The sequence below is a fragment of the Mycobacterium sp. pV006 genome, from assembly GCF_041287115.1.
Classification (GTDB): Bacteria; Actinomycetota; Actinomycetes; order Mycobacteriales; family Mycobacteriaceae; genus Mycobacterium.
Map to the genome: position 1 here is coordinate 13,102 of NZ_JBGGKT010000008.1, position 19,482 is coordinate 32,583.

Sequence of the window (19,482 nt, forward strand, 5' to 3'; positions counted from 1 at the left end):
TCAGGACTGGCGGTAGATCTTCAGCGCCTGGGTGATCATCGGGATCTGCATCGGCAGCCGTGCGATCGCGATCAGTCGCATCGGCAGCGACTTCGTCGGGTCGGCGAACCACAGCCGGACCATGTTGACGTTGGCCGGGAACACCGACACGTAGAGCGCCACCGCCGCCAGTGCGCCCAGACGTCGGGTCCGGGGCGCCAGCAGCAGCGCGCCGATGCCGATCTCGGCGACTCCGGAGGCGTAGGTGTAGGTGCGGGGGCTGCCCGGCAGCTCGGCCGGGACGATGCTGTCGAACGGCTTCGGCGCCACGAAGTGCAGGGCCCCGATGCCCAGCAGCGATGCCGCCGTGCGATACGCGCGTGTCGCGGCCTGCTGCGAAGCCGTCGAAGAAGAGGTCATGATTACATTGTGCTGGTGCGGCAGCCTTACCCCGTGACGGACCCCGTTGCCTAGCGGCAGTCTGCGCCGTCGTCTCCGCCGGTTCGATCAGACCCTGGCGGATCTGCCGGTGCACGCCCTCACCGACCGGGTGCAGATCCCGACCACGCTGGTCAGTCCCGCGCGGCGGATCACGGTCCGGGTCATCTACGCGCTGGGCGCACTGTTCCTGGCGGTGCTGATCGTCTACCTGGACCGCGACGGCTACCGCGACGCCCAGGACAACGAACTGTCGCTGCTGGACTGCCTGTATTACGCCACGGTGTCACTGTCCACCACGGGCTACGGCGACATCACCCCGATCACTCCCGAGGCGCGGCTGATCAACGTCCTGGTGATCACCCCGCTACGGGTCGCCTTCCTGATCGTGCTGATCGGTACCACCGTCGAGACCCTCACCACGCAGTCGCGTCAGGCCTACCAGATCCAGCGTTGGAGGAGCAGGTTGCGCAACCACATCATCATCGTCGGTTACGGCACCAAGGGCCGAACCGCCGCGGCGGCGATGGTCGGCGACGAGATCGCGCCGGCCGACATCGTCGTCGTCGACGAGGACGCCGCCGCGCTGGAACGCGCCAAGAGCGCCGGGTTGGTGACGGTGCGCGGCACCGCAACCGATTCCGAGGTGCTGCGGCTGGCGGGCGCGCAGCACGCCCGCACCATCATCGTCGCGGCCAACCGCGACGACACCGCGGTGCTGGTCACGCTCACCGCGCGCGAGCTCGCGCCGAAGGCCAAGATCATCGCCGCCGTCCGCGAAACAGACAACGAACACCTGCTCAAACAGTCCGGTGCGGATTCGACCGTGGTGACCTCCGAAACCGCGGGACGGCTGCTGGGCATCGCCGTGCAGACCCCCAGCGTCGTGGAGATGATGGAAGACCTCCTGACTCCCGACCGTGGTTTCGCGATCTCCGAGCGCGAGGTCACCCCGAAGGAGGCAGGGGGCTCGCCGCGTCACCAGAGCGACATCGTGCTGGGCGTGGTGCGCGACCAGAGGTTGATCCGGGTCGACGACCCCGAGGTCGACGCGCTCGAACTCGGGGACCGGTTGCTGTACATCCGCTCCGCGGACGCCGACCGATGAGCGCTTGCGCGAAGAGGAGATCGCACCGGTGAGTCCCTTCCGGCTGCGCCACGTCCCGCTGCTGTCGCGGGTCGGCGCCGACCGTGCGGACACGTTGCGCACCGACATCGACGCGGCGATCGCGGGGTGGGCCGACGCACTGCTGCTGCGCGTGGATCGCCGCAACCAGGTGCTGATCTCCGCCGGCCGGGCGGTGCTCAACCGCGCGACCGACATCGCCGACGCCCCGCCCGAGCACGCGGTGTTCCTCGGGCGGCTCCAGGACGGCCGCCACGTGTGGGCGGTGCGGGCCGAGCTCGAACCACCCGCAGACCTGGACGGCCCGGTCGAGGTTCTGGACCTGCGCCGCACCGGCGACGTGTTCGACGACGTCAGCGCCCAGCTGGTCGCCACGGCCACCGCGTTGCTCAATTGGCATGACAGTGCCCGGTTTTCGCCGGTCGACGGGGCGCCGACCAAACCGGTCAAGGCCGGCTGGTCGCGCGTCGACCCGCTGACCGGGCGGGAGGAGTTCCCGCGTATCGACCCGGCGGTCATCTGCCTGGTGCACGACGGTCACGACCGCGCGGTGCTGGCCCGTCAGACGCTGTGGCCGCCGCGGCTGTTCTCGATCCTCGCGGGTTTCGTCGAGGCGGGGGAGTCGTTCGAGTCGTGCGTGGTCCGTGAGATCGCCGAGGAGATCGGCCTGACGGTCACCGACGTCGAATACCTCGGCAGCCAACCGTGGCCGTTTCCGCGCTCCCTGATGGTCGGCTTCCACGCCATCGGGGACCCGGAGCAGGAGTTCACGTTCAGCGACGGCGAGATCGCCGAGGCGGGTTGGTTCACCCGGGCCGAGATCCGGGAGGCGCTCGACCGCGGTGACTGGGGCTCGTCGGCCGACGACTCCCGGCTGTTGCTGCCCGGCTCGATTTCCATCGCCCGCGAGATCATCGAGTCCTGGGCCGCGCAGGACTAGGCTGAACTGACACAAGTCAGCGAAACAGAACGGATCCGCACGTGGAAACCCTGATCCCCGCCACCGTCCGACAGGCCCGATGGCTGCTGGTCGGTGGCGCTCTGATGGCTGTGCTCGCCGTGTTCCGGGTGGTCGGATTCGTCAACCACGGGGGCTTCGTCTACCTGGTGATGGCGACCCTGTTCGCGATCCTTGGCGTGCTGTCGGTGGTCGCCGGGGTCACCCGGATCCGCCGCGGCGACGACGGTTAACCGGCCAGCTTGGCCTTGACCTGCTTGATCGTCGGGTTGGTCAGCGTGGAACCGTCGGGGAACTTCAGGGTGGGCACCACGTGGTTGCCGCCGTTGACCGAGCCGACGAATTCGGCCGCCTCGGGGTCGGCCTCGATGTCGACCTCGGTCCACGAGATGCCTTCGGACTTCAACGCCATCTTCAGGCGCGAGCAGTAGCCGCACCACGTCGTGGTGTACATCGTCACAGTGGCTTCGTCAGTGCTCATAAGCACCTCAACGTAGTCGACCCGCCGAACATGCCCGTCCCGAGGTCCGCGCTTGTCAGGGCGCGCTGCCATGATGGTCGCCATGGCCCCGACAGTGCACGACAAGCTGCTCGGTGACCTCGACGACGAACAACGCGAGGCGGTGCTCGCGCCTCGGGGACCGGTGTGCGTCCTGGCCGGCGCCGGCACCGGTAAGACGCGCACCATCACCCGGCGCATCGCGCACCTGGTGACCGCGGGCCACGTGGCACCGGGCCAAGTGCTGGCGGTGACGTTCACGTCGCGCGCGGCGGGGGAGATGCGCGCCCGGCTGCGCAGCCTGACCACCGACGACAGCGGCCCCTCGACGGCCGCGGTGCAGGCACAGACGTTCCACGCCGCGGCCCGACGGCAGCTGTCCTACTTCTGGCCGCGGGTGGTCGGCAGCACCGACTGGCAGCTGCTGGACTCGAAGTTCGCGATCGTCGCGCAGGCCGCCAACCGCAGCGGACTGCCCACCGGCACCGAGAACGTCCGTGACCTGGCCGGGGAGATCGAGTGGGCCAAGGCCTCCCTGATCAGCCCGGAGACCTATCCGGCCGCAGTGGCCGAGGTCAGCCGCGACATCCCGTTCGACGCCGAGAAGATCGCCAAGGCCTACGCGGGCTACGAGTCGCTGAAGTCCCGCGGCGGTGACCTCATGCTCCTGGATTTCGACGACCTGCTGCTGCACACCGCCGCGGCCATCGAGAACGATCCGGCCGTCGCGCAGGAGTTCCGCGACCGGTACCGCTGCTTCGTCGTCGACGAGTACCAGGACGTCACCCCGCTGCAGCAGCGCGTGCTCGACGCCTGGCTGGGCGACCGTGACGATCTGACCGTGGTCGGCGACGCGAACCAGACCATCTATTCGTTCACCGGGGCCTCGCCGCGCTACCTGCTCGACTTCTCGAGACGCTTCCCGGACGCCGCGGTCGTGCGCCTCGAACGTGACTACCGCTCCACGCCGCAGGTGGTGTCATTGGCCAACCGGGTGATCGCGGCCGCGCGCGGCCGGATGGCGGGCAGCCGGCTGCACCTGGTGGGGCAGCGTCCGCCGGGCCCGAACCCGCAGTTCAAGGAGTACCCCGACGAGGTGGCCGAGGCCGCCGCCGTCGCAGCCGAAGTCAAGAAGCTCATCGAATCCGGCACCGCGGCCGCCGAGATCGCGGTGCTCTACCGGATCAACGCGCAGTCGGAGGTGTACGAGGAGGCGCTGACCGAGGCGGGTATCCCGTTCCAGGTCCGGGGCGGGGAAGGGTTCTTCACGCGGCAGGAAGTGCGTCAGGCCCTGTTGGCGTTGCAGCGCACCGCCGAACGGGTGGCCGACGACGAACAACCGGCGGGTGCGGACCTGCCACAACTGGTGCGCGACACGCTCGAACCGCTCGGACTGACCGCCGAACCTCCGCAGGGCACACGGGCCCGGGACCGCTGGGAGGCGCTGGTCGCCCTGGCCGAACTGGTCGACGACGAGGTCGCCGCGCGCCCGCATCTCGACCTGCGCACCCTGCTTGCCGAGCTGCGGCAGCGCGCCGACTCCCGTCACCCACCGGTGGTGCAGGGTGTGACACTGGCGTCGCTGCACGCGGCGAAGGGCCTGGAGTGGGACGCGGTGTTCCTGGTCGGGCTGGCCGACGGCACACTGCCCATCTCGCACGCGCTGAGCCACGGACCCGACAGCGAACCCGTCGAAGAGGAGCGCCGTCTGCTCTACGTCGGAATCACCCGTGCCCGTGTACATCTCACGCTCAGCTGGGCGTTGGCCCGCAATCCCGGCGGTCGTCAGGGCCGCCGGCCGTCGCGGTTCCTCAACGGCATCGCACCGCAATCCCAGCGCGACGAGACACCCAGCCGGCCCCGCAGGGCGCGCGGGCCGGCGCCGCGGTGCCGGATCTGCAACACGCCGTTGTCCTCGTCGACCTCGATCGTGTTGCGGCGCTGCGAAACCTGCCCGTCCGACATCGACGAACAACTGCTCGCCGACCTCAAAGAGTGGCGGTTGCGTACGTCCAATGAGATGAGTGTCCCGGCGTATTTGGTGTTCACCGACAACACGTTGATCGCCATCGCCGAACTCCTGCCCACCGACGACGCGGCGCTGGTGGCGATCCCCGGCATCGGCGCACGCAAGCTCGAGCAGTACGGCGCCGACGTCCTCGAGTTGGTCAAGAACCGCCAATGATCGTCAAGATCATGCCAAAACGGCTGGTCGAAAATGGGTTGTGCGGTCCAACTGCTACCGTTTAGCCTCGAAGAACACGTGCGAAAGGAGGGTGCCGCGATCATGGAAAGCAATCACGCCGTCATCGGCGTAGCCGCTTCGGCCATGCGTGGTGCCCCCGTTGTCGCTGGAATCGTCGCCGGGGCCCACCCCGCCATTGCCACCGCCGCTGCCGCCGCGCCGCGCAAGCGTCGCGCCGCCCGCGCGATTGCCGCGTCCGTGAGGGGTTCTCATTAGGTAGACCCGATCAACGCCTCGAGGCCACGGACCCGCAATCAGACGGATCCGTGGCCGTTTTGTTTCTCGGCCCATCCGTCACCACCCACTCACGCAAACCATCGACGACGGAGAAAGCAGAGGACCGGACATGTCTGCTGTGACATGCGAGACGACATGCGAAGCGAGAAAGGCCGAATTGCCGTGTCACGTCGAGGATCCCGACCTGTGGTTCGCCGACGATCCACGCGACCTCGAACGGGCCAAGGCGCTGTGCGCTGACTGCCCACTGCGCCGCGAATGCCTCGACGCCGCACTGCAGCGTCAGGAACCCTGGGGCGTGTGGGGCGGCGAGATCCTCGAACGCGGCACGGTCATCGCCCGCAAACGGCCGCGCGGACGTCCCCGCAAGAACACCGAAGCCACTGTGGCCGCCTAGTTCTCGACCGGCCCCGACGCTAAACGGCGTCGGGGTCGGCGAACCCAGGCACCGACTCCTCGGCGATGCTTCGGGTGGGCACGTGGGCATCGAGCTGACACGAGATCGCGACGATCGACGCGATCACGCGCATCGGGATCGCGAGCTTGGGCGGGATGTCCATCTGGCGCGCAGCCTTGATCTGGCCGGCGGCCTTGTCCAATTCCAGGGTGGTCAAGCGCTGCAACCACTTCCGGTTGTAGTGGAACACCGGCACCTCGAGCGGGTCGACGTACTGCTTGAGCATGTCGTCGATCTCGCGGGTGGAGACCTGCTCGCCCTTCTGGATGAAGCCGGCTTTCTCCATGGTCGGCAGCAACTTGTCGTAGTTCTTGTCGACGGCGTACCGCAACATCTGACCCAGCTCGATCGGCCAGCCGCCGGGCATCGGTGCGACCGCGCCGAAATCGATGATGCCCATCTTGTCGTCGGGCAGCAGCATGAAGTTGCCGGGGTGCGCGTCGCCGTGCACCATCTCCAGGCGCGTCGGCGCGTCGTTGCAGAACTCGAACATCCGGGTGGCCATCAGGTCCCGCTGTTCCTGGGTGCCCTCGCGGATGATCTGCGAGAGCGGGATGCCCTCGATCCACTCCTGGATGACGACCTTGGGAGCGCTGGCCACCACGCGCGGCACCACGAACTTCGGGTGCCCCTCATAGGCCTTGGCGAAGGCACGCTGGTTGTCGGCCTCCAACCGGTAGTCCAGCTCCATCTCGGTGCGCTCGATCAGCTCGTCCACCACGCCCTGGACGTCGGCGCCGGGGGAGAGTTGCTTGAGGATCCCGACCATGCGCTGCATGGTCTTCAGGTCCGCGCGCAACGCCTCGTCGGCGCCGGGGTACTGGATCTTGACCGCGACGGTGCGGCCGTCGCCCCACACCGCCTTGTGCACCTGACCGATGCTGGCCGAGGCGACCGCGGTGTCCTCGAATGACTGGAACCGTTCCCGCCACTTCGTTCCCAGCTGCTGGTCGAGCACCCGGTGCACCTTGGGTGTGGGCAGTGGCGGCGCCTCGCGCTGCAACTTGGTCAGCGCCTCGCGGTAGGGCTTGCCGTACTGCTCGGGGATGGCGGCTTCCATGACCGACAGGGCCTGCCCGACCTTCATCGCGCCGCCCTTGAGCTCACCGAGCACGGTGAACAGCTGCTGGGCGGCCTTGTCCATCAACTCGGCGTTGACCTCGTCCTTGGACTTGCCGGTCAGGCGTTTGCCCAGGCCCAGCGCAGCACGTCCGGCCATACCGACCGGCAGTGAAGCCAGCTTTGCGTTGCGCGCAGCGCGCCCTCGCTTGATGTCGCTCACCCGTCCATCATCCATGACGGGCGACGAGTTCGACCATTGAGTTGGCAACACGCGATGTCAACACGAGCACTGGGGGTGCCGGACCCACTCCCGCGCGGTCACCGTCCCGGTGGCCACGTCGAACTCCAACGTGGTGTCCAGCGTGGACGGGACCGGGACCGGTCCGCTGCCGTCGTAGTCCAGTGCCCGCATCACCCGGTCGATCTCCACCAGCGCAAGCCCCACCGTGGCCAGCACGGTGGCGCGGTCGGCGGTGCCGACGGTCCGGCACAGTTGCGCCGCCACCGCCGGCCACGCCGCGTCGCGGTCGCTGCGGTGCATGTCGGCACACCTCAGGCAACTGGTCACCCGCGGAATCACCAGCGGGCCGATCAACCCGACGCCGTCGCGCACGCGCACCGGCAGGTGCGGGATCCCGGCGTCCTGCAGATCGCGCACCACGCGCGGATCGGCGACCAGATAGTCGGTCAGCACCGCCAGATCGATCAAGGTGGACGACGCGTGCGGCCGGTTGCTGCGGCTGACGCGAATGTTGTTGCAGCGCAGCGACGTGACGAGCAGCTCGGACAGCGGACCGTCCCCGTGCACCCGGATCGCGGTGGAGTGCGTCCGGGTCGAGGCCGCCGGCGCCGCCACCCCGGCCGACAGCAGATGGTCGACCAGACCGGAGACGGTGTCGGCGGCGACGCCGTGTTCGGCTGCCCTGGCCTGCAGGTCTGAGACTGTCGCGGCGTGCTGCAGCGCGCGCAGCAGTTCGGCGAGCACCGGCGGCGGCAGATCCTCGGGCGGCCGCAACACGACCGCGCGACGCGGATCCCAGCCGACCTGGACGCAGCCGTCCGGCCGGGTCAACACCGGCCGCGCCGGATCGAGTGCAAACCGCGTCATGAGACGACACTGGCACGCGCCGACGACCGCCGACGAAGTTATCCACAGCCCCCGCGGCTACCGGGGGTTGTCGGGTCCGTCCTCGTCGGAGTCGCCGCCGGCAGCCTCGTTGAGGGCCTGTTCGATCGCGCTGTCGATGTCGCTGGTGTCCCCGCCGATCATCCGGTCGATGAACGCCGCCGGCTCGTCGAGGTCCGCGGCGCTGGGCAGCAGGTCGGGGTGCTGCCACACCGCGTCACGCGCGTCGGCGCCGACCGCCTCGGTCAGGCGGGTCCACAACTGCGCGGCCTCGCGCATCTTGCGGGGCCGCAGTTCCAGACCGACCAATGTTGCGAAGGTCTGCTCGGCCGGACCGCCGGTGGCGCGGCGCCGGCGCAGCGTCTCGCTCAGCGCCGACGTGCCCGGGATGCGGTCGCCGAGCGCATCGGACACCACCGTCTGCACCCATCCCTCGATCAGCGCGAGCATCGTCTCCAGACGCTCCAACGCCGCCGTCTGCTCCGGGGTGGCCTTCGGTTCGAAGATGCCCTGGTTGAGCAGCTGCTCCATCTGCGACGGGTCGGTCAGCGCGGACGGGTCGAAGCTCTGGGTGAACTCCTCGATGCCGCTCATGTCGATCTTGGTGCCCTTGGCGAACGCCTCCACGGCGTTGAGCAGCTGGGCCGACAGCCACGGCACGTGGCTGAACAGTCGATGATGGGCCGCCTCCCGCGCGGCCAGGAAGGTGACGATCTCGCTGCGCGGCTGTTCCAGACCCTCGGCCAGCGACTCGACGGCCTCGGGCATCAGCGCCGCGACCCCGGGCGGACCCAACGGCAGCCCGATGTCGGTGGAGGTCAACACTTCCCGCGACAACTTCCCCAGCGCCTGACCGAGTTGTGAACCGAACGCCATCCCGCCCATCTGCGACATCATCGCCAGCAGCGGGCCGGCCATCGCCTGGGCTTCGGCCGGCAACGCAGCCGACCACACCGAGGAGATCTGTTCGGCGACAGGGTCGCACAGCCGTTTCCACGTCTCGAGCGTGTTGTCGATCCAGTCGCTCGGTGTCCAGGCCGCAGTGCGGGTGCTGCCCGCCGGCAGCGCGGTCGCGCCGTCGAGCCACGTCTCGGCCAACCGGACCGCATCGGCGATCGCCGACGACGTCTGCTCCGGGATGGGTGCGACGAATCCGATGGAGTTGGCCGCGAGTTGGCGCGCGAGGTCGTAGTTCACCGGCCCGGCGCTCTGACCGCCGGCCATCGCGGATCCGGCGCCGCTGAACATCTCGCCCAACTTGCTGAAGATCTGACCCAGCTGCGACATGTCGAACTCGGCGCCGCCGCCGAACGCGCCGAAGGGGTCGCCCCCGGCCCCCGAGCCGGGATCGTTCTTGCGCTTGTCACGGTCGGGGTCGTCCCCGGCGGAGAACCCGAAGGGCAGGTCAGCCATGTCCTCAACGGTACTCACCGAGAGGCGGCCGCGCGCTGCTGCGGGTCACGCTGAGAGTGAACCGCCCCGTGCCCTTTACTGTGGGCGGCGTGAACAGGCGGATATCGACCCTGCTCGTCGCGCTGGTGCCGATCATGATCTTTGGTGTGCTGGTGACCGTCGTGACGGTTCCCTACGTGGCGTTGGGACCGGGGCCGACGTTCGACACCCTCGGTGAGGTCGACGGCAAACCCGTCGTCGACATCGAGGGTGCGGACCTGCATCCCACCGGTGGTCACCTGAACATGACGACGGTGTCCCAGCGCGACGGCTTGACGCTGGGCCAGGCGCTGCTGTTCTGGGCGTCGGGTCGCGACCAACTGATCCCGCGCGAGATGGTCTACCCGCCGGACAAGACGCGCGAGGAGATCAACGAGGCCAACACCCGTGACTTCCGCAAGTCCGAGGACAGCGCCGAGTACGCGGCGCTGCACTACCTGAAGTACCCGATGGCCGTCACGGTCGACAACGTCGACGAGGAGGGTCCGTCGCACGACAAGCTGCAGGCCGGCGACGCGATCGACGGCGTCGACAACAAGCCGGTGGCCAACCTCGAGGAATTCCAGGCGCTGCTCGCCGACACCAAGCCGGGGGACACCATCGTGGTGGACTACCGCCGCAAGAACGCCCCGGCCGGCAGCGTCGAGATCACCCTCGGCGAGCACCCGGAACGGCCGCAGGGTTTCCTGGGCGTCGGGGTGCTCGACGCGCCGTGGGCGCCGTTCTCCATCGACTTCAACCTGGCCAACATCGGCGGCCCGTCGGCCGGGATGATGTTCAGCCTGGCCGTGGTCGACAAGCTCACGACGGGAGAACTCAACGGCGGCAAGTTCGTCGCCGGCAGCGGCACGATCACCGGAGACGGCAAGGTCGGTTCGATCGGCGGGATCAGCCACAAGATCGTCGCCGCCGAGGAGGCCGGCGCGACGGTGTTCCTCGTGCCCGCCGAGAACTGCGCCGAAGCCAAGACCGCCGGTGTGGAGGGTCTGGATCTGCTCACCGTCGACACCCTGGAGCAGGCCGTCGACTCGTTGCGGGTGCTGACTGCCGGGGGAGATCCGCCCCGCTGCTGACCCGCGATGTCCACGCCGATGCGTAGAGTGATGCGCAAACAGCCTGCGGTGGATGCGTGCGTGGCGGTCTGTTCGATCGTGCTGGCAGTGAAGGTTCAAGCGAGACTGGAGTAACCGAGTGGGTATGCGGCCCGCGGCGAGAATGCCGAATCTGACGGGACGAAGCCGGGTGTTGATCGCCGTAGCGGTCGTTGCCGTGCTGCTGTTGTTGCTCGGCCCGCGGCTGGTCGACACCTATGTCAACTGGCTCTGGTTCGGTGAGCTGGGGTACCGCTCGGTGTTCACCACCCAGCTCGTCACCCGTCTGATCATCTTCGTGGTGGTGGCGTTGTTCATCGGGGCCGTCGTGTTCGCGGCCCTGGCGCTGGCCTACCGCACCCGGCCGGTGTTCGTGCCCACGGCCGGGCCCAACGATCCGGTGGCGCGCTACCGCACCGCGGTGATGACGCGCCTGCGACTGATCGGCATCGGGGTGCCGGTGTTCATCGGCCTGCTGGCTGGCCTGGTCGCCCAGAGCTACTGGGACCGCGTGCAGCTGTTCCTGCACGGCGGCAGCTTCGGTATCCAGGACCCGCAGTTCGGCATCGACCTCGGTTTCTATGCGTTCGACCTGCCGTTCTGGCGGCTGGTGCTGACCTACCTGTTCGTCGCCACCTTCCTCGCGTTCGTGGCGAACCTCGTGGGCCACTACCTGTTCGGCGGCATCCGGCTGTCGGGCCGCACGGGCGCTCTCAGCCGGGCCGCGCGTATCCAACTGATCTCGCTGGTGGGACTGTTCATCCTGCTCAAGGCCGTGGCCTACTGGCTGGACCGCTACGAGTTGCTCAGCAACACCCGAGCCGGCAAGCCGTTCACCGGCGCCGGCTACACCGACATCAATGCGGTGCTGCCCGCCAAGTTGATCATGGTCGCGATCGCGGTCATCTGCGCGGCGGCGGTGTTCTCCGCGCTGGTGCTGCGCGACCTGCGTATCCCGGCCATCGGCGTGGTGCTGCTGCTGCTGTCGTCGCTGGTCATCGGTGCCGGCTGGCCGCTGGTCGTCGAGCAGATCAGCGTCCGGCCCAACGCGGCGCAGAAGGAAAGCGAATACATCAGCCGAAGTATCGCCGCGACCAGGCACGCGTACGGCCTCGAAGACGACGTGGTCACCTACCGCGACTATCCGGGCAACGCCGCGGCCACCGCCGCGCAGGTGGCGGCCGACCGGGCCACCACCTCCAACATCCGGGTGCTCGACCCGAACATCGTCAGCCCGGCGTTCACGCAGTTCCAGCAGGGCAAGAACTTCTACTACTTCCCGGACCAGCTCAACATGGACCGGTATCGCGACGAGAACGGCAACCTGCGCGACTACGTGGTCGCCGCACGCGAACTCAACCCGGACCGGCTGATCGACAACCAGCGTGACTGGATCAACCGGCACTCGGTCTACACCCACGGCAACGGCTTCATCGCCTCGCCGGCCAACACCGTGCGCGGCGTGGCCAACGACCCCAACCAGAACGGCGGCTACCCGGAGTTCCTGGCCAGCGTGGTGGGGGCGAACGGCGAGGTGATCTCGCCCGGGCCGGCGCCGCTGGCCCAGCCGCGCATCTACTACGGCCCGGTCATCGCCAACACCCCGGCCGACTACGCGATCGTCGGCGAGAACGGGCCGCCGCGCGAGTACGACTACGAGAACAACGTCGAGACCCGCAACTACACCTACACCGGCAAGGGCGGTGTGCCGATCGGCAACTGGCTGACCCGCAGTGTGTTCGCGGCCAAGTACGCCGAGCGGAACTTCTTGTTCTCCAACGTCATCGGGGAGAACAGCAAGATCCTGTTCAACCGTGACCCAGCCGACCGGGTGGAGGCGGTCGCGCCGTGGCTGACCACCGACAGCGCGGTCTACCCGGCGATCGTCGACGAGCGCATCGTGTGGATCGTCGACGGCTACACCACGTTGGACAACTACCCGTACTCCGAGCTGACCACGTTGTCCTCGGCCACCGTCGACAGCCAGGAAGTGGCGCTGAACCGGCTGCAGCTCGACAAGCAGGTGTCCTACATCCGCAACTCGATCAAGGCCACCGTCGACGCCTATGACGGCACCGTGACCCTCTACGCCCAGGACGAAGAGGACCCGGTGCTGCAGGCCTGGATGAAGGTGTTCCCGGACACCGTCAAGCCGAAGTCCGACATCAGCGAGGAGCTGCAGGAGCATCTGCGCTATCCCGAGGACCTGTTCAAGGTGCAGCGCGCGCTGCTGGCCAAGTACCACGTCGACGACCCGATCACGTTCTTCTCGACGTCGGACTTCTGGGACGTGCCGCTGGATCCGAACCCGACGGCCAGCAGCTTCCAGCCGCCGTACTACATCGTCGCCAAGGACCTGGCGGCCGACAATCGTGAGGCGTCGTTCCAGCTGACCAGCGCGATGAACCGGTTCCGGCGCGACTTCCTGGCCGCCTACATCAGTGCGAGCTCCGATCCCGAGACGTACGGAAAGCTCACGGTGCTGACCGTCCCGGGTCAGGTCAACGGCCCGAAACTGGCGTTCAACGCGATCAGCACCGACACCGCGATTTCCACCGAGTTGGGCCAGATCGGCCGGGACGGACAGAACCGGATCCGGTGGGGCAACCTCCTGACGTTGCCGCTGGGTGACGGCGGGTTGCTGTACGTCGCACCGATCTACGCCTCGCCCGGCAACACCGACGCGGCCTCGACGTATCCGCGTCTGATCCGCGTGGCGATGATGTACAACGACCAGATCGGGTACGGCCCGACGGTGCGGGACGCACTGACCGACCTGTTCGGCCCCGGCGCGGACGCCACGGCCACCGGTCCCGCGCCCACCGGACCTCCGGCCAACGGTCAGGCGGCCCAGCAGCAACCGCCGGCGGCCAATCAGCAGGCACCGGCTGCCGCACCGCCGGCCCGCCCCGGTCAGGCGCCGCAGCAGCAGCGGCCCGAGCCGCCTGCGGCCGCGGTCCCGTCGGGTCCGACCCAGCTGTCGGGCGCCAAAGCCGCTGCGCTGCAAGAGGTCAACACTGCGCTCGACGCATTGCGGGAAGCGCAGACCAGCGGTGACTTCGCCGAGTTCGGCGAGGCGTTGCAGCGTCTCGACGATGCGATGAACAGCTACCAGTCCGCCGAGTAGCCGGAACGCACGCGGGAACTGATTGCTGGTCCCGCGACTTGATGCCATTGGCGCATGTCATCGTCGGTGATCTTGAGCACTCGGACGTTTCTCGAGGCGCGTTTTCAACCCGTCGCCGGTGATGGTCGGTGATGCTTTTCTCCAACGCAAGACGTGGGAGAAAGGACCCCGATGACGATTCCGGCCGACCTGACGCGCGACGATGCCCTACGCGCTCTCTGCGACCAGGTCGCCACGCACGTGGCGCTGCCCGGCGAACCGGGCTACGAACGCGGTGTGCCGTGGAACGTGGCGGCCGCTGTGACGCCGGGCGCTGTGGTCCTGGCGACCACCGCCGAGGACGTCGCCGGCACCGTCCGCTTCGCGGCAGCGCACGGGTTCACCGTGGCCGTCCAGGCGACCGGGCACGGCGCGGTCGGTGTCGATGCCGACACGATCCTGGTGGTGACCGCAGCGATGAAGCACGTCGAGGTCGATGCGGTGAACTCGACTGCGCGGATCGGCGCGGGTGCCCGGTGGCAGGACGTGGTCGATGCCGCTGCGCCGTACGGGCTTGCGCCGCTGTGCGGTTCGGCGCCCGGTGTCGGGGCGGTGGGCTACCTGACGGGCGGCGGGATCGGGCCGCTGGTCCGGACTTTCGGATTGTCGTCGGATTACGTGCGTGCCTTCGACGTGGTTACCGGTCAAGGGCAGTTGGTGCGTGCCACCCCCACGGAGAACGCCGACCTGTTCTGGGGCCTGTGCGGCGGCAAGGCGATGCTGGGCATCGTCACCGCGGTCGAGATGGAGCTGCTGCCGATTCCTGAGTTCTACGGCGGGGCTGTGTATTTCGATGGTGCGGACGTCGCAGCGGTGCTGCACGCGTGGGCGCGGTGGCACACCGATCTGCCCGAGACGGTGAGCACGTCGATCGCCGTCCAGCAGTTGCCGCCGCTGCCGGGCGTGCCCGAACCGTTGGCGGGTCGCATGACGGTGGCCGTGCGCTACGCCGCGGTCGGGGACTTCGGCGAAGCCGAGCGGCTCTTGGCGCCGGTGCGTGAGGTCGCAACGCCGATTCTGGACGCCGTCGGTGTGCTGCCGTATGCCGCGATCGGCGCGGTGCACGCCGACCCGGTCGATCCGATGCCGATCCACGAGGATCAGGCTCTGCTGACCGACTTGCCGGCCGAAGCGGTTGATGCGCTGCTGGCTGTCGCCGGACCGGGATCGGGCTCGCCGCAGGTGATCGTCGAACTGAGGGCACTCGGTGGCGCGCTGGCACGGCAATCGAGGCATCCCGGAGCGTTCTGTCACCGCGACGCGGCGTTCTCGCTGGCGGTCGTCGGGGTGCCGATGCCTGATGCCGATGTGGTCGTCGAGCACGCCCGCGCAGTGACCTCAGCCGTCGCGCCCTGGGCCAGTTGGGGACAGATGCCCAACTTCGCGCCGTCGGACGATCCGGCCCGCCCGGCGCGGGTCTACGACGCCGACACACTGCACCGGCTGGCCGCGCTGGCCGAGCGCTACGACCCCGCCCGCGTGCTGGCCACCGGCCAGCCCCTCCGCACCTAGCCGTCATTTCCCGTTCGGGTCCGGTTGCCTTGTTTCGGCGAGCTCGCGCGTCTGCTGCCCGACACGCCGCGACCTGACCTGAATTCGCGCGCGCTCGCGGCGAACGAGCGCGCTTGAACTGCCGATTTGGACCGTTCGCAACCGTTGGGTAACCTTGCGTCTGCCCGTCGCGGGGTGGAGCAGCTCGGTAGCTCGCTGGGCTCATAACCCAGAGGTCGCAGGTTCGAATCCTGTCCCCGCTACCAGGTAAAACGGCCCTCGGAGGACACTCCGGGGGCCGTTTTCATGCCATTTGGGAACACTTTTGGGAACATTAGACAGGCTATGATTCGCGAGGGAGTTGAAGCGTCGCTCGCGCATAGCGATCAGTGTGAAGCGGCCCGCGTGTGATGCGGCGCTGGTTGTAAGAGCGATTCCTGTCCGAGTTCGATACTTCCGCCGCGGGTCTTTGTTGACCTTGAGATGCTGTTCTTCGCTGGGCGGGGAAGCCGATCGGTTGCAGCGTGCTCAGCGGGAGGGGGCCACGTGACAAGCGAGAGCGCAGCACCTGAGGGCGAAACGTCGTCCAACGGGCTGGAGGTGATCGGCGCCTTTACCGATGGCGCTTGGAGATCGCTGCTGAGCGACTTCGATGCCGGCGAAGTGGATAGTGCAGCAAGGGCTGCCGCAGAGTCGTCGTTGCGTGATGAAGGGTCTGCTGCACGAACAGGTGACATCTGAGTTGGCTTGCCCGGCGTGGGCAGGCTGGAAGGATGTCCTTGTGCCCAGGCCCTACCCCCGCGAGTTCCGCGACGATGTCGTGCGGGTCGCCCGCAACCGCGACGACGGTGTGACGATCGAGCAGATCGCCAACGATTTCGGTGTGCACCCGATGACGCTGCACAAGTGGATGCGTCAGGCCGACATCGACGAAGGCGCCAGGCCCGGCAAGAGCACCGGCGAGTCCGGTGAGCTGCGCGAAGCGCGGCGGCGGATCAAACTGCTTGAGCAAGAGAACGAGGTGTTGCGCCGGGCGGCGGCGTATCTGTCGCAGGCCAATCTGCCGGGAAATGGCTCTACCCGCTCGTGAAAGAGCTCGCCGCCGACGGGATCCCCGTGGCGGTGACGTGCCGGGTACTCAAGCTCGCCCGCCAACCGTATTACCGCTGGCTGGCCCAGCCTGTCACCGACGCCGAACTCGTCGAGGCCTACCGCGCCAACGCCCTGTTCGACGCTCACCACGAGGATCCCGAGTTCGGGTACCGCTATCTGGTCGAAGAAGCCCGCGACGCCGGGCAGCCGATGGCCGAGCGCACAGGATGGCGAATCTGCTCGCAGAATCGACTGTGGAGCGTGTTCGGCAAGCGCAAACGCGGGAAGAACGGCAAAGTCGGGCCGGCGGTGCACGACGATCTGGTCGGCCGCGATTTCACCGCCGGGGCGCCAAATCAGCTGTGGCTCAGCGATATCACTGAGCACAGCACTGGCGAAGGGAAGCTGTATCTGTGTGCGATCAAGGATGTGTTCTCCAACCGGATCGTCGGCTACAGCATCGACTCCCGGATGAAGTCCCGGCTGGCCACCAGGGCACTGCACAGCGCGGTAGCCCGACGCGGGGATGTCGCCGGATGCATTCTGCACTCGGATCGTGGATCTCAGTTCAGGTCAAGGAGATTCGTGCATGCACTAAACCAGCATGAGATGGTCGGCTCTATGGGCCGCGTCGGCGCGGCCGGCGATAACGCCGCCATGGAGAGCTTCTTCAGCCTGCTGCAGAAAAACGTGCTCGACCGCCGCCGTTGGGACACCCGCGAGCAGCTGCGCGTCGCCATCTTCACCTGGATCGAACGCACCTACCATCGGCGCCGCCGACAGTCCGGTCTCGGGCGGTTGACCCCGATTGAATTCGAAGCAATCATGACCACACCGGCCAGTCAGGCCGCGTGACCGAAACTGTCACCTGTTCGTGCAGCAGACCCCTGTTGCCGCTCGGACCGACGACTGCGTCAAAGTCGTTCTCCGCCCGTGATGACCCGGCCTCGTAGTACCGCCCGATGTGTCGGCGTTCGCACTGGCCGATACGCGCGATCGTGACGCAGTGCCGTATCGAAGGCCACGCCGAGAAGTCTCGAACCCGGGAAGCGTCGAACCGAGAGCGGCCGGCCGTCAGTGCCGACGGCTGGCCATGAGATCGATTGCCTCGGAACACTGCCGGCGCAGATCATCGAGCGAGATGCGGTCCTGCACCAGGGCAACCACTTCCGCGGTCCAGATGTCGGCCATCACCTCGGCTACCTGACGGTGTTCGTCGGTGGGCCTCCCGGCACCCATCACGTCGGCCCAACTGACACTGGTCTGGTCTCGCACAGTCTGAGCCCCCTCGGTGGCGACGGCATGCGATGCAGCATAAGCATGTGTCATTGCCTCCGTAATGTGGCCGGATGACTCCATTGCGCCGATGAGCTTGGACAGCGCCACACGCAGCCTGCCGAACGGATCACCCACCGTGCCCAGCGCCGACTGGAGCCGATCGTCGAATATATGAAGTTCTGCGCTGAGCGCGGAAACCAGAATGTGGACCGGGGACGGGAACAGGAGTTCAACCGTTGTGCGCGGAACCTCGGCTCGGCGGGCAACCTGGTCAATGACGACTGCGTGATAGCCGCCCTCGGTGGCAATCTTCACCGCCGCGTCGAGAATTCGGTGACGGCAGCCCGCGAGTTTCTCGTCAGTCGCGGCAACGTCGCCACTTCCCGTGTAGGTCGGCGGCAGGGATCCGAAGATGTTGATACGCATCGAGTCCGGAGAGAGGGGCAATCGGGGGTTCCGTCCGCTGGGCTCGACGCATACGTTGTGGTACGTACCAGATTAATTGACTAATCTGGCGTGGGCAAACATTCGCTGGATGGCATGAGATCAGATCGACCCGTATCTGTCCGGAGATCGTGTGGTGAGGCAACAGTTACTCCTCCGATGACAAGAACCGTGCGCGAACTGGAACACCGGATGATTTACGCTGACGCATCTTGTGCAAGTTGGGGCGCGTGGCGCCGTACGGTAGTGAGGCGATCGTTGCTACGCACGGCCAGGAGGCCACTCACACGATGAACTCCGTACCGAGGTGCGCTGAATCGAGTCGCTTCGACTCGATGTCAGCGTTCTTGGTGGCCAACAGTTTCGTCCGGCCCACACGTGCGGTAATGGCTGCGGTCTGTGCGATGTCGGGCCTGGCCACTGTTCTTTTGCTCGGCACCAATCCGTCGTTCAGTCTTGCGGCCGCGGGCGTCGTCAGCGCCCTGTTCTGCGTGGCGCTGACGTGGTTCTGGCTGACAAAGTGGCCTACGCGGCAGCAATCCCATGGCGCTGTACTTGCCGGTATGGCGTGTACCGCTGGATGGGCCGCCTTGGCACCCGACGTCACGGTCTCGGCAATGGTGGGGACCGCCGCGGTGATGACGAGCTGCTACGTCGCGTTCTTCCATTGCGCGAGATTGCTGGCGGCCAATATTCTGGCGTCAGTGTGCGTCGCCGCAATGGTCGCGGTGCGGATGCTGGAACAGCACACTGCTGGCGTGGCTGCCAGCGTGTTTTGGATCATGTGCATGTTGAACTCGGTCCTGCCCGCCGCGGTACGCGGTATGTCGCTGGCTATGAGCACCTATGCGACACGTTCGAACCAGGATCCGCTGACGGGGCTACTCAACCGGCGGGGGTTCAACGAGGCTGTGCAACACCAGCTCGGCAGAGACCGCGACGCCTGCCGAAGCCTGTCGATTCTGATGGTCGACCTCGACCAATTCAAGCTGCTCAACGACACCCACGGTCATGACGCCGGCGATCGGGTGCTCACGGCGGTGGCCTCGTTGTTGTTCCGGCACTGCCCGGTTGACGCAATTCTCTCGCGGGCCGGTGGTGAGGAGTTCGTGATCGCGATCTTCGGTACCCAGGATGCCGCCGCCCTTGCCGCGCAGTTGTGTTCCGAGATCGCCAACCTTCCGCTGACGTCATCTGCGAGCATCGGCGTCGCGTCGGCTCGCCTCGATTCAGACGGGGACACCGCGGCGATCGTGGGTGACCTGGTCGCGGCTGCCGATACTGCGATGTACGCGGCTAAACGCGACGGGGGCAACCGGGCTCGATCACATGATCTGTAAC

18 protein-coding genes and 1 tRNA gene are annotated in these 19,482 nt (G+C 67.4%); 12 read left to right on the plus strand and 7 right to left on the minus strand.

Annotated features, from left to right (window positions below):
• Positions 1–399, minus strand: coding sequence for a hypothetical protein (locus ACAG25_RS13775; RefSeq protein WP_370489023.1), 399 nt, complete (start codon positions 397–399; stop codon positions 1–3).
• 46 nt (positions 400–445) lie between these two features.
• Between ACAG25_RS13775 and ACAG25_RS13780 the strand changes: the two genes are divergently transcribed.
• Genes ACAG25_RS13780 through ACAG25_RS13790 form a run of 3 tightly spaced genes read left to right on the plus strand, consistent with a single transcriptional unit; the run spans position 446 to position 2,734 of the window.
• Positions 446–1,525 carry a TrkA family potassium uptake protein gene (locus tag ACAG25_RS13780; RefSeq protein WP_370489024.1) on the plus strand — a complete coding sequence of 360 codons (1,080 nt, stop codon included), beginning with the start codon at positions 446–448 and terminating at the stop codon, positions 1,523–1,525.
• A 28-nt stretch (positions 1,526–1,553) separates the two neighbouring features.
• A complete protein-coding gene (nudC, locus tag ACAG25_RS13785) occupies positions 1,554–2,483 on the plus strand; it encodes an NAD(+) diphosphatase (RefSeq protein WP_370489025.1) in 930 nt (309 codons plus the stop codon).
• 41 nt (positions 2,484–2,524) lie between these two features.
• A complete protein-coding gene (locus ACAG25_RS13790) occupies positions 2,525–2,734 on the plus strand; it encodes a hypothetical protein (protein WP_370489026.1) in 210 nt (69 codons plus the stop codon).
• Here ACAG25_RS13790 and ACAG25_RS13795 read toward each other — a convergent pair.
• Positions 2,731–2,982, minus strand: coding sequence for a mycoredoxin (locus ACAG25_RS13795; protein ID WP_370489027.1), 252 nt, complete (start codon positions 2,980–2,982; stop codon positions 2,731–2,733). The two genes, ACAG25_RS13790 and ACAG25_RS13795, sit on opposite strands and share 4 nt — an antisense overlap.
• Positions 2,983–3,064: 82 nt before the next feature.
• On the opposite strand from ACAG25_RS13795, the gene ACAG25_RS13800 reads away from it, so the two are divergent.
• Positions 3,065–5,185 carry an ATP-dependent DNA helicase UvrD2 gene (locus ACAG25_RS13800; protein WP_370489028.1) on the plus strand — a complete coding sequence of 707 codons (2,121 nt, stop codon included), beginning with the start codon at positions 3,065–3,067 and terminating at the stop codon, positions 5,183–5,185.
• A gap of 54 nt (positions 5,186–5,239) precedes the next feature.
• Here the strand turns inward: ACAG25_RS13800 and ACAG25_RS13805 are convergent, their stop codons facing one another.
• The gene (locus tag ACAG25_RS13805; RefSeq protein ID WP_370489029.1) at positions 5,240–5,458 is read right to left on the minus strand and encodes a hypothetical protein; all 219 of its coding nucleotides are present in this window, start codon (positions 5,456–5,458) and stop codon (positions 5,240–5,242) included.
• A 133-nt stretch (positions 5,459–5,591) separates the two neighbouring features.
• On the opposite strand from ACAG25_RS13805, the gene ACAG25_RS13810 reads away from it, so the two are divergent.
• Positions 5,592–5,879, plus strand: a complete 288-nt coding sequence (locus ACAG25_RS13810; protein ID WP_370489030.1) for a WhiB family transcriptional regulator — start codon at positions 5,592–5,594, stop codon at positions 5,877–5,879.
• 19 nt (positions 5,880–5,898) lie between these two features.
• On the opposite strand, the gene ACAG25_RS13815 is transcribed toward ACAG25_RS13810, so the two are convergent.
• The 3 genes from ACAG25_RS13815 to ACAG25_RS13825 are packed head-to-tail and all read right to left on the minus strand — an operon-like array spanning position 5,899 to position 9,540.
• A complete protein-coding gene (locus tag ACAG25_RS13815; protein ID WP_370489031.1) occupies positions 5,899–7,236 on the minus strand; it encodes an ABC1 kinase family protein in 1,338 nt (445 codons plus the stop codon).
• A 42-nt stretch (positions 7,237–7,278) separates the two neighbouring features.
• Complete coding sequence (locus ACAG25_RS13820) at positions 7,279–8,109, minus strand: cyclodehydratase (RefSeq protein WP_370489032.1); 831 nt, start codon at positions 8,107–8,109, stop codon at positions 7,279–7,281.
• Between the two features lie 57 nt (positions 8,110–8,166).
• Entirely contained in the window at positions 8,167–9,540 is a 1,374-nt protein-coding gene (locus tag ACAG25_RS13825) for a zinc-dependent metalloprotease (RefSeq protein ID WP_370489033.1), read from the minus strand.
• An 89-nt stretch (positions 9,541–9,629) separates the two neighbouring features.
• Between ACAG25_RS13825 and ACAG25_RS13830 the strand changes: the two genes are divergently transcribed.
• The 6 genes from ACAG25_RS13830 (at position 9,630) to ACAG25_RS13855 (ending at position 17,274) form a co-directional block, all read left to right on the plus strand.
• A complete protein-coding gene (locus tag ACAG25_RS13830; RefSeq protein WP_370489034.1) occupies positions 9,630–10,652 on the plus strand; it encodes a PDZ domain-containing protein in 1,023 nt (340 codons plus the stop codon).
• A 118-nt stretch (positions 10,653–10,770) separates the two neighbouring features.
• The gene (locus ACAG25_RS13835) at positions 10,771–13,797 is read left to right on the plus strand and encodes a UPF0182 family protein (RefSeq protein WP_370489035.1); all 3,027 of its coding nucleotides are present in this window, start codon (positions 10,771–10,773) and stop codon (positions 13,795–13,797) included.
• A 171-nt stretch (positions 13,798–13,968) separates the two neighbouring features.
• Complete coding sequence (locus ACAG25_RS13840; protein WP_370489036.1) at positions 13,969–15,348, plus strand: FAD-binding oxidoreductase; 1,380 nt, start codon at positions 13,969–13,971, stop codon at positions 15,346–15,348.
• 168 nt (positions 15,349–15,516) lie between these two features.
• Positions 15,517–15,593 (plus strand) — tRNA-Met (locus tag ACAG25_RS13845).
• A 280-nt stretch (positions 15,594–15,873) separates the two neighbouring features.
• Entirely contained in the window at positions 15,874–16,068 is a 195-nt protein-coding gene (locus tag ACAG25_RS13850; protein WP_370489037.1) for a hypothetical protein, read from the plus strand.
• A gap of 40 nt (positions 16,069–16,108) precedes the next feature.
• A protein-coding gene (locus tag ACAG25_RS13855) for an IS3 family transposase (protein WP_370489038.1) occupies positions 16,109–17,274 on the plus strand; the annotation gives its coding sequence in 2 pieces (ribosomal slippage) (positions 16,109–16,393 and positions 16,396–17,274; 1,164 coding nt in all).
• A 219-nt stretch (positions 17,275–17,493) separates the two neighbouring features.
• Here ACAG25_RS13855 and ACAG25_RS13860 read toward each other — a convergent pair.
• Positions 17,494–18,123: a TetR/AcrR family transcriptional regulator gene (locus tag ACAG25_RS13860; RefSeq protein WP_370489039.1), complete on the minus strand. Its 630-nt coding sequence runs from the start codon at positions 18,121–18,123 to the stop codon at positions 17,494–17,496.
• A 353-nt stretch (positions 18,124–18,476) separates the two neighbouring features.
• On the opposite strand from ACAG25_RS13860, the gene ACAG25_RS13865 reads away from it, so the two are divergent.
• A complete protein-coding gene (locus ACAG25_RS13865) occupies positions 18,477–19,481 on the plus strand; it encodes a GGDEF domain-containing protein (protein ID WP_370489040.1) in 1,005 nt (334 codons plus the stop codon).
• The last annotated feature ends 1 nt before the right edge of the window (position 19,482 follow it).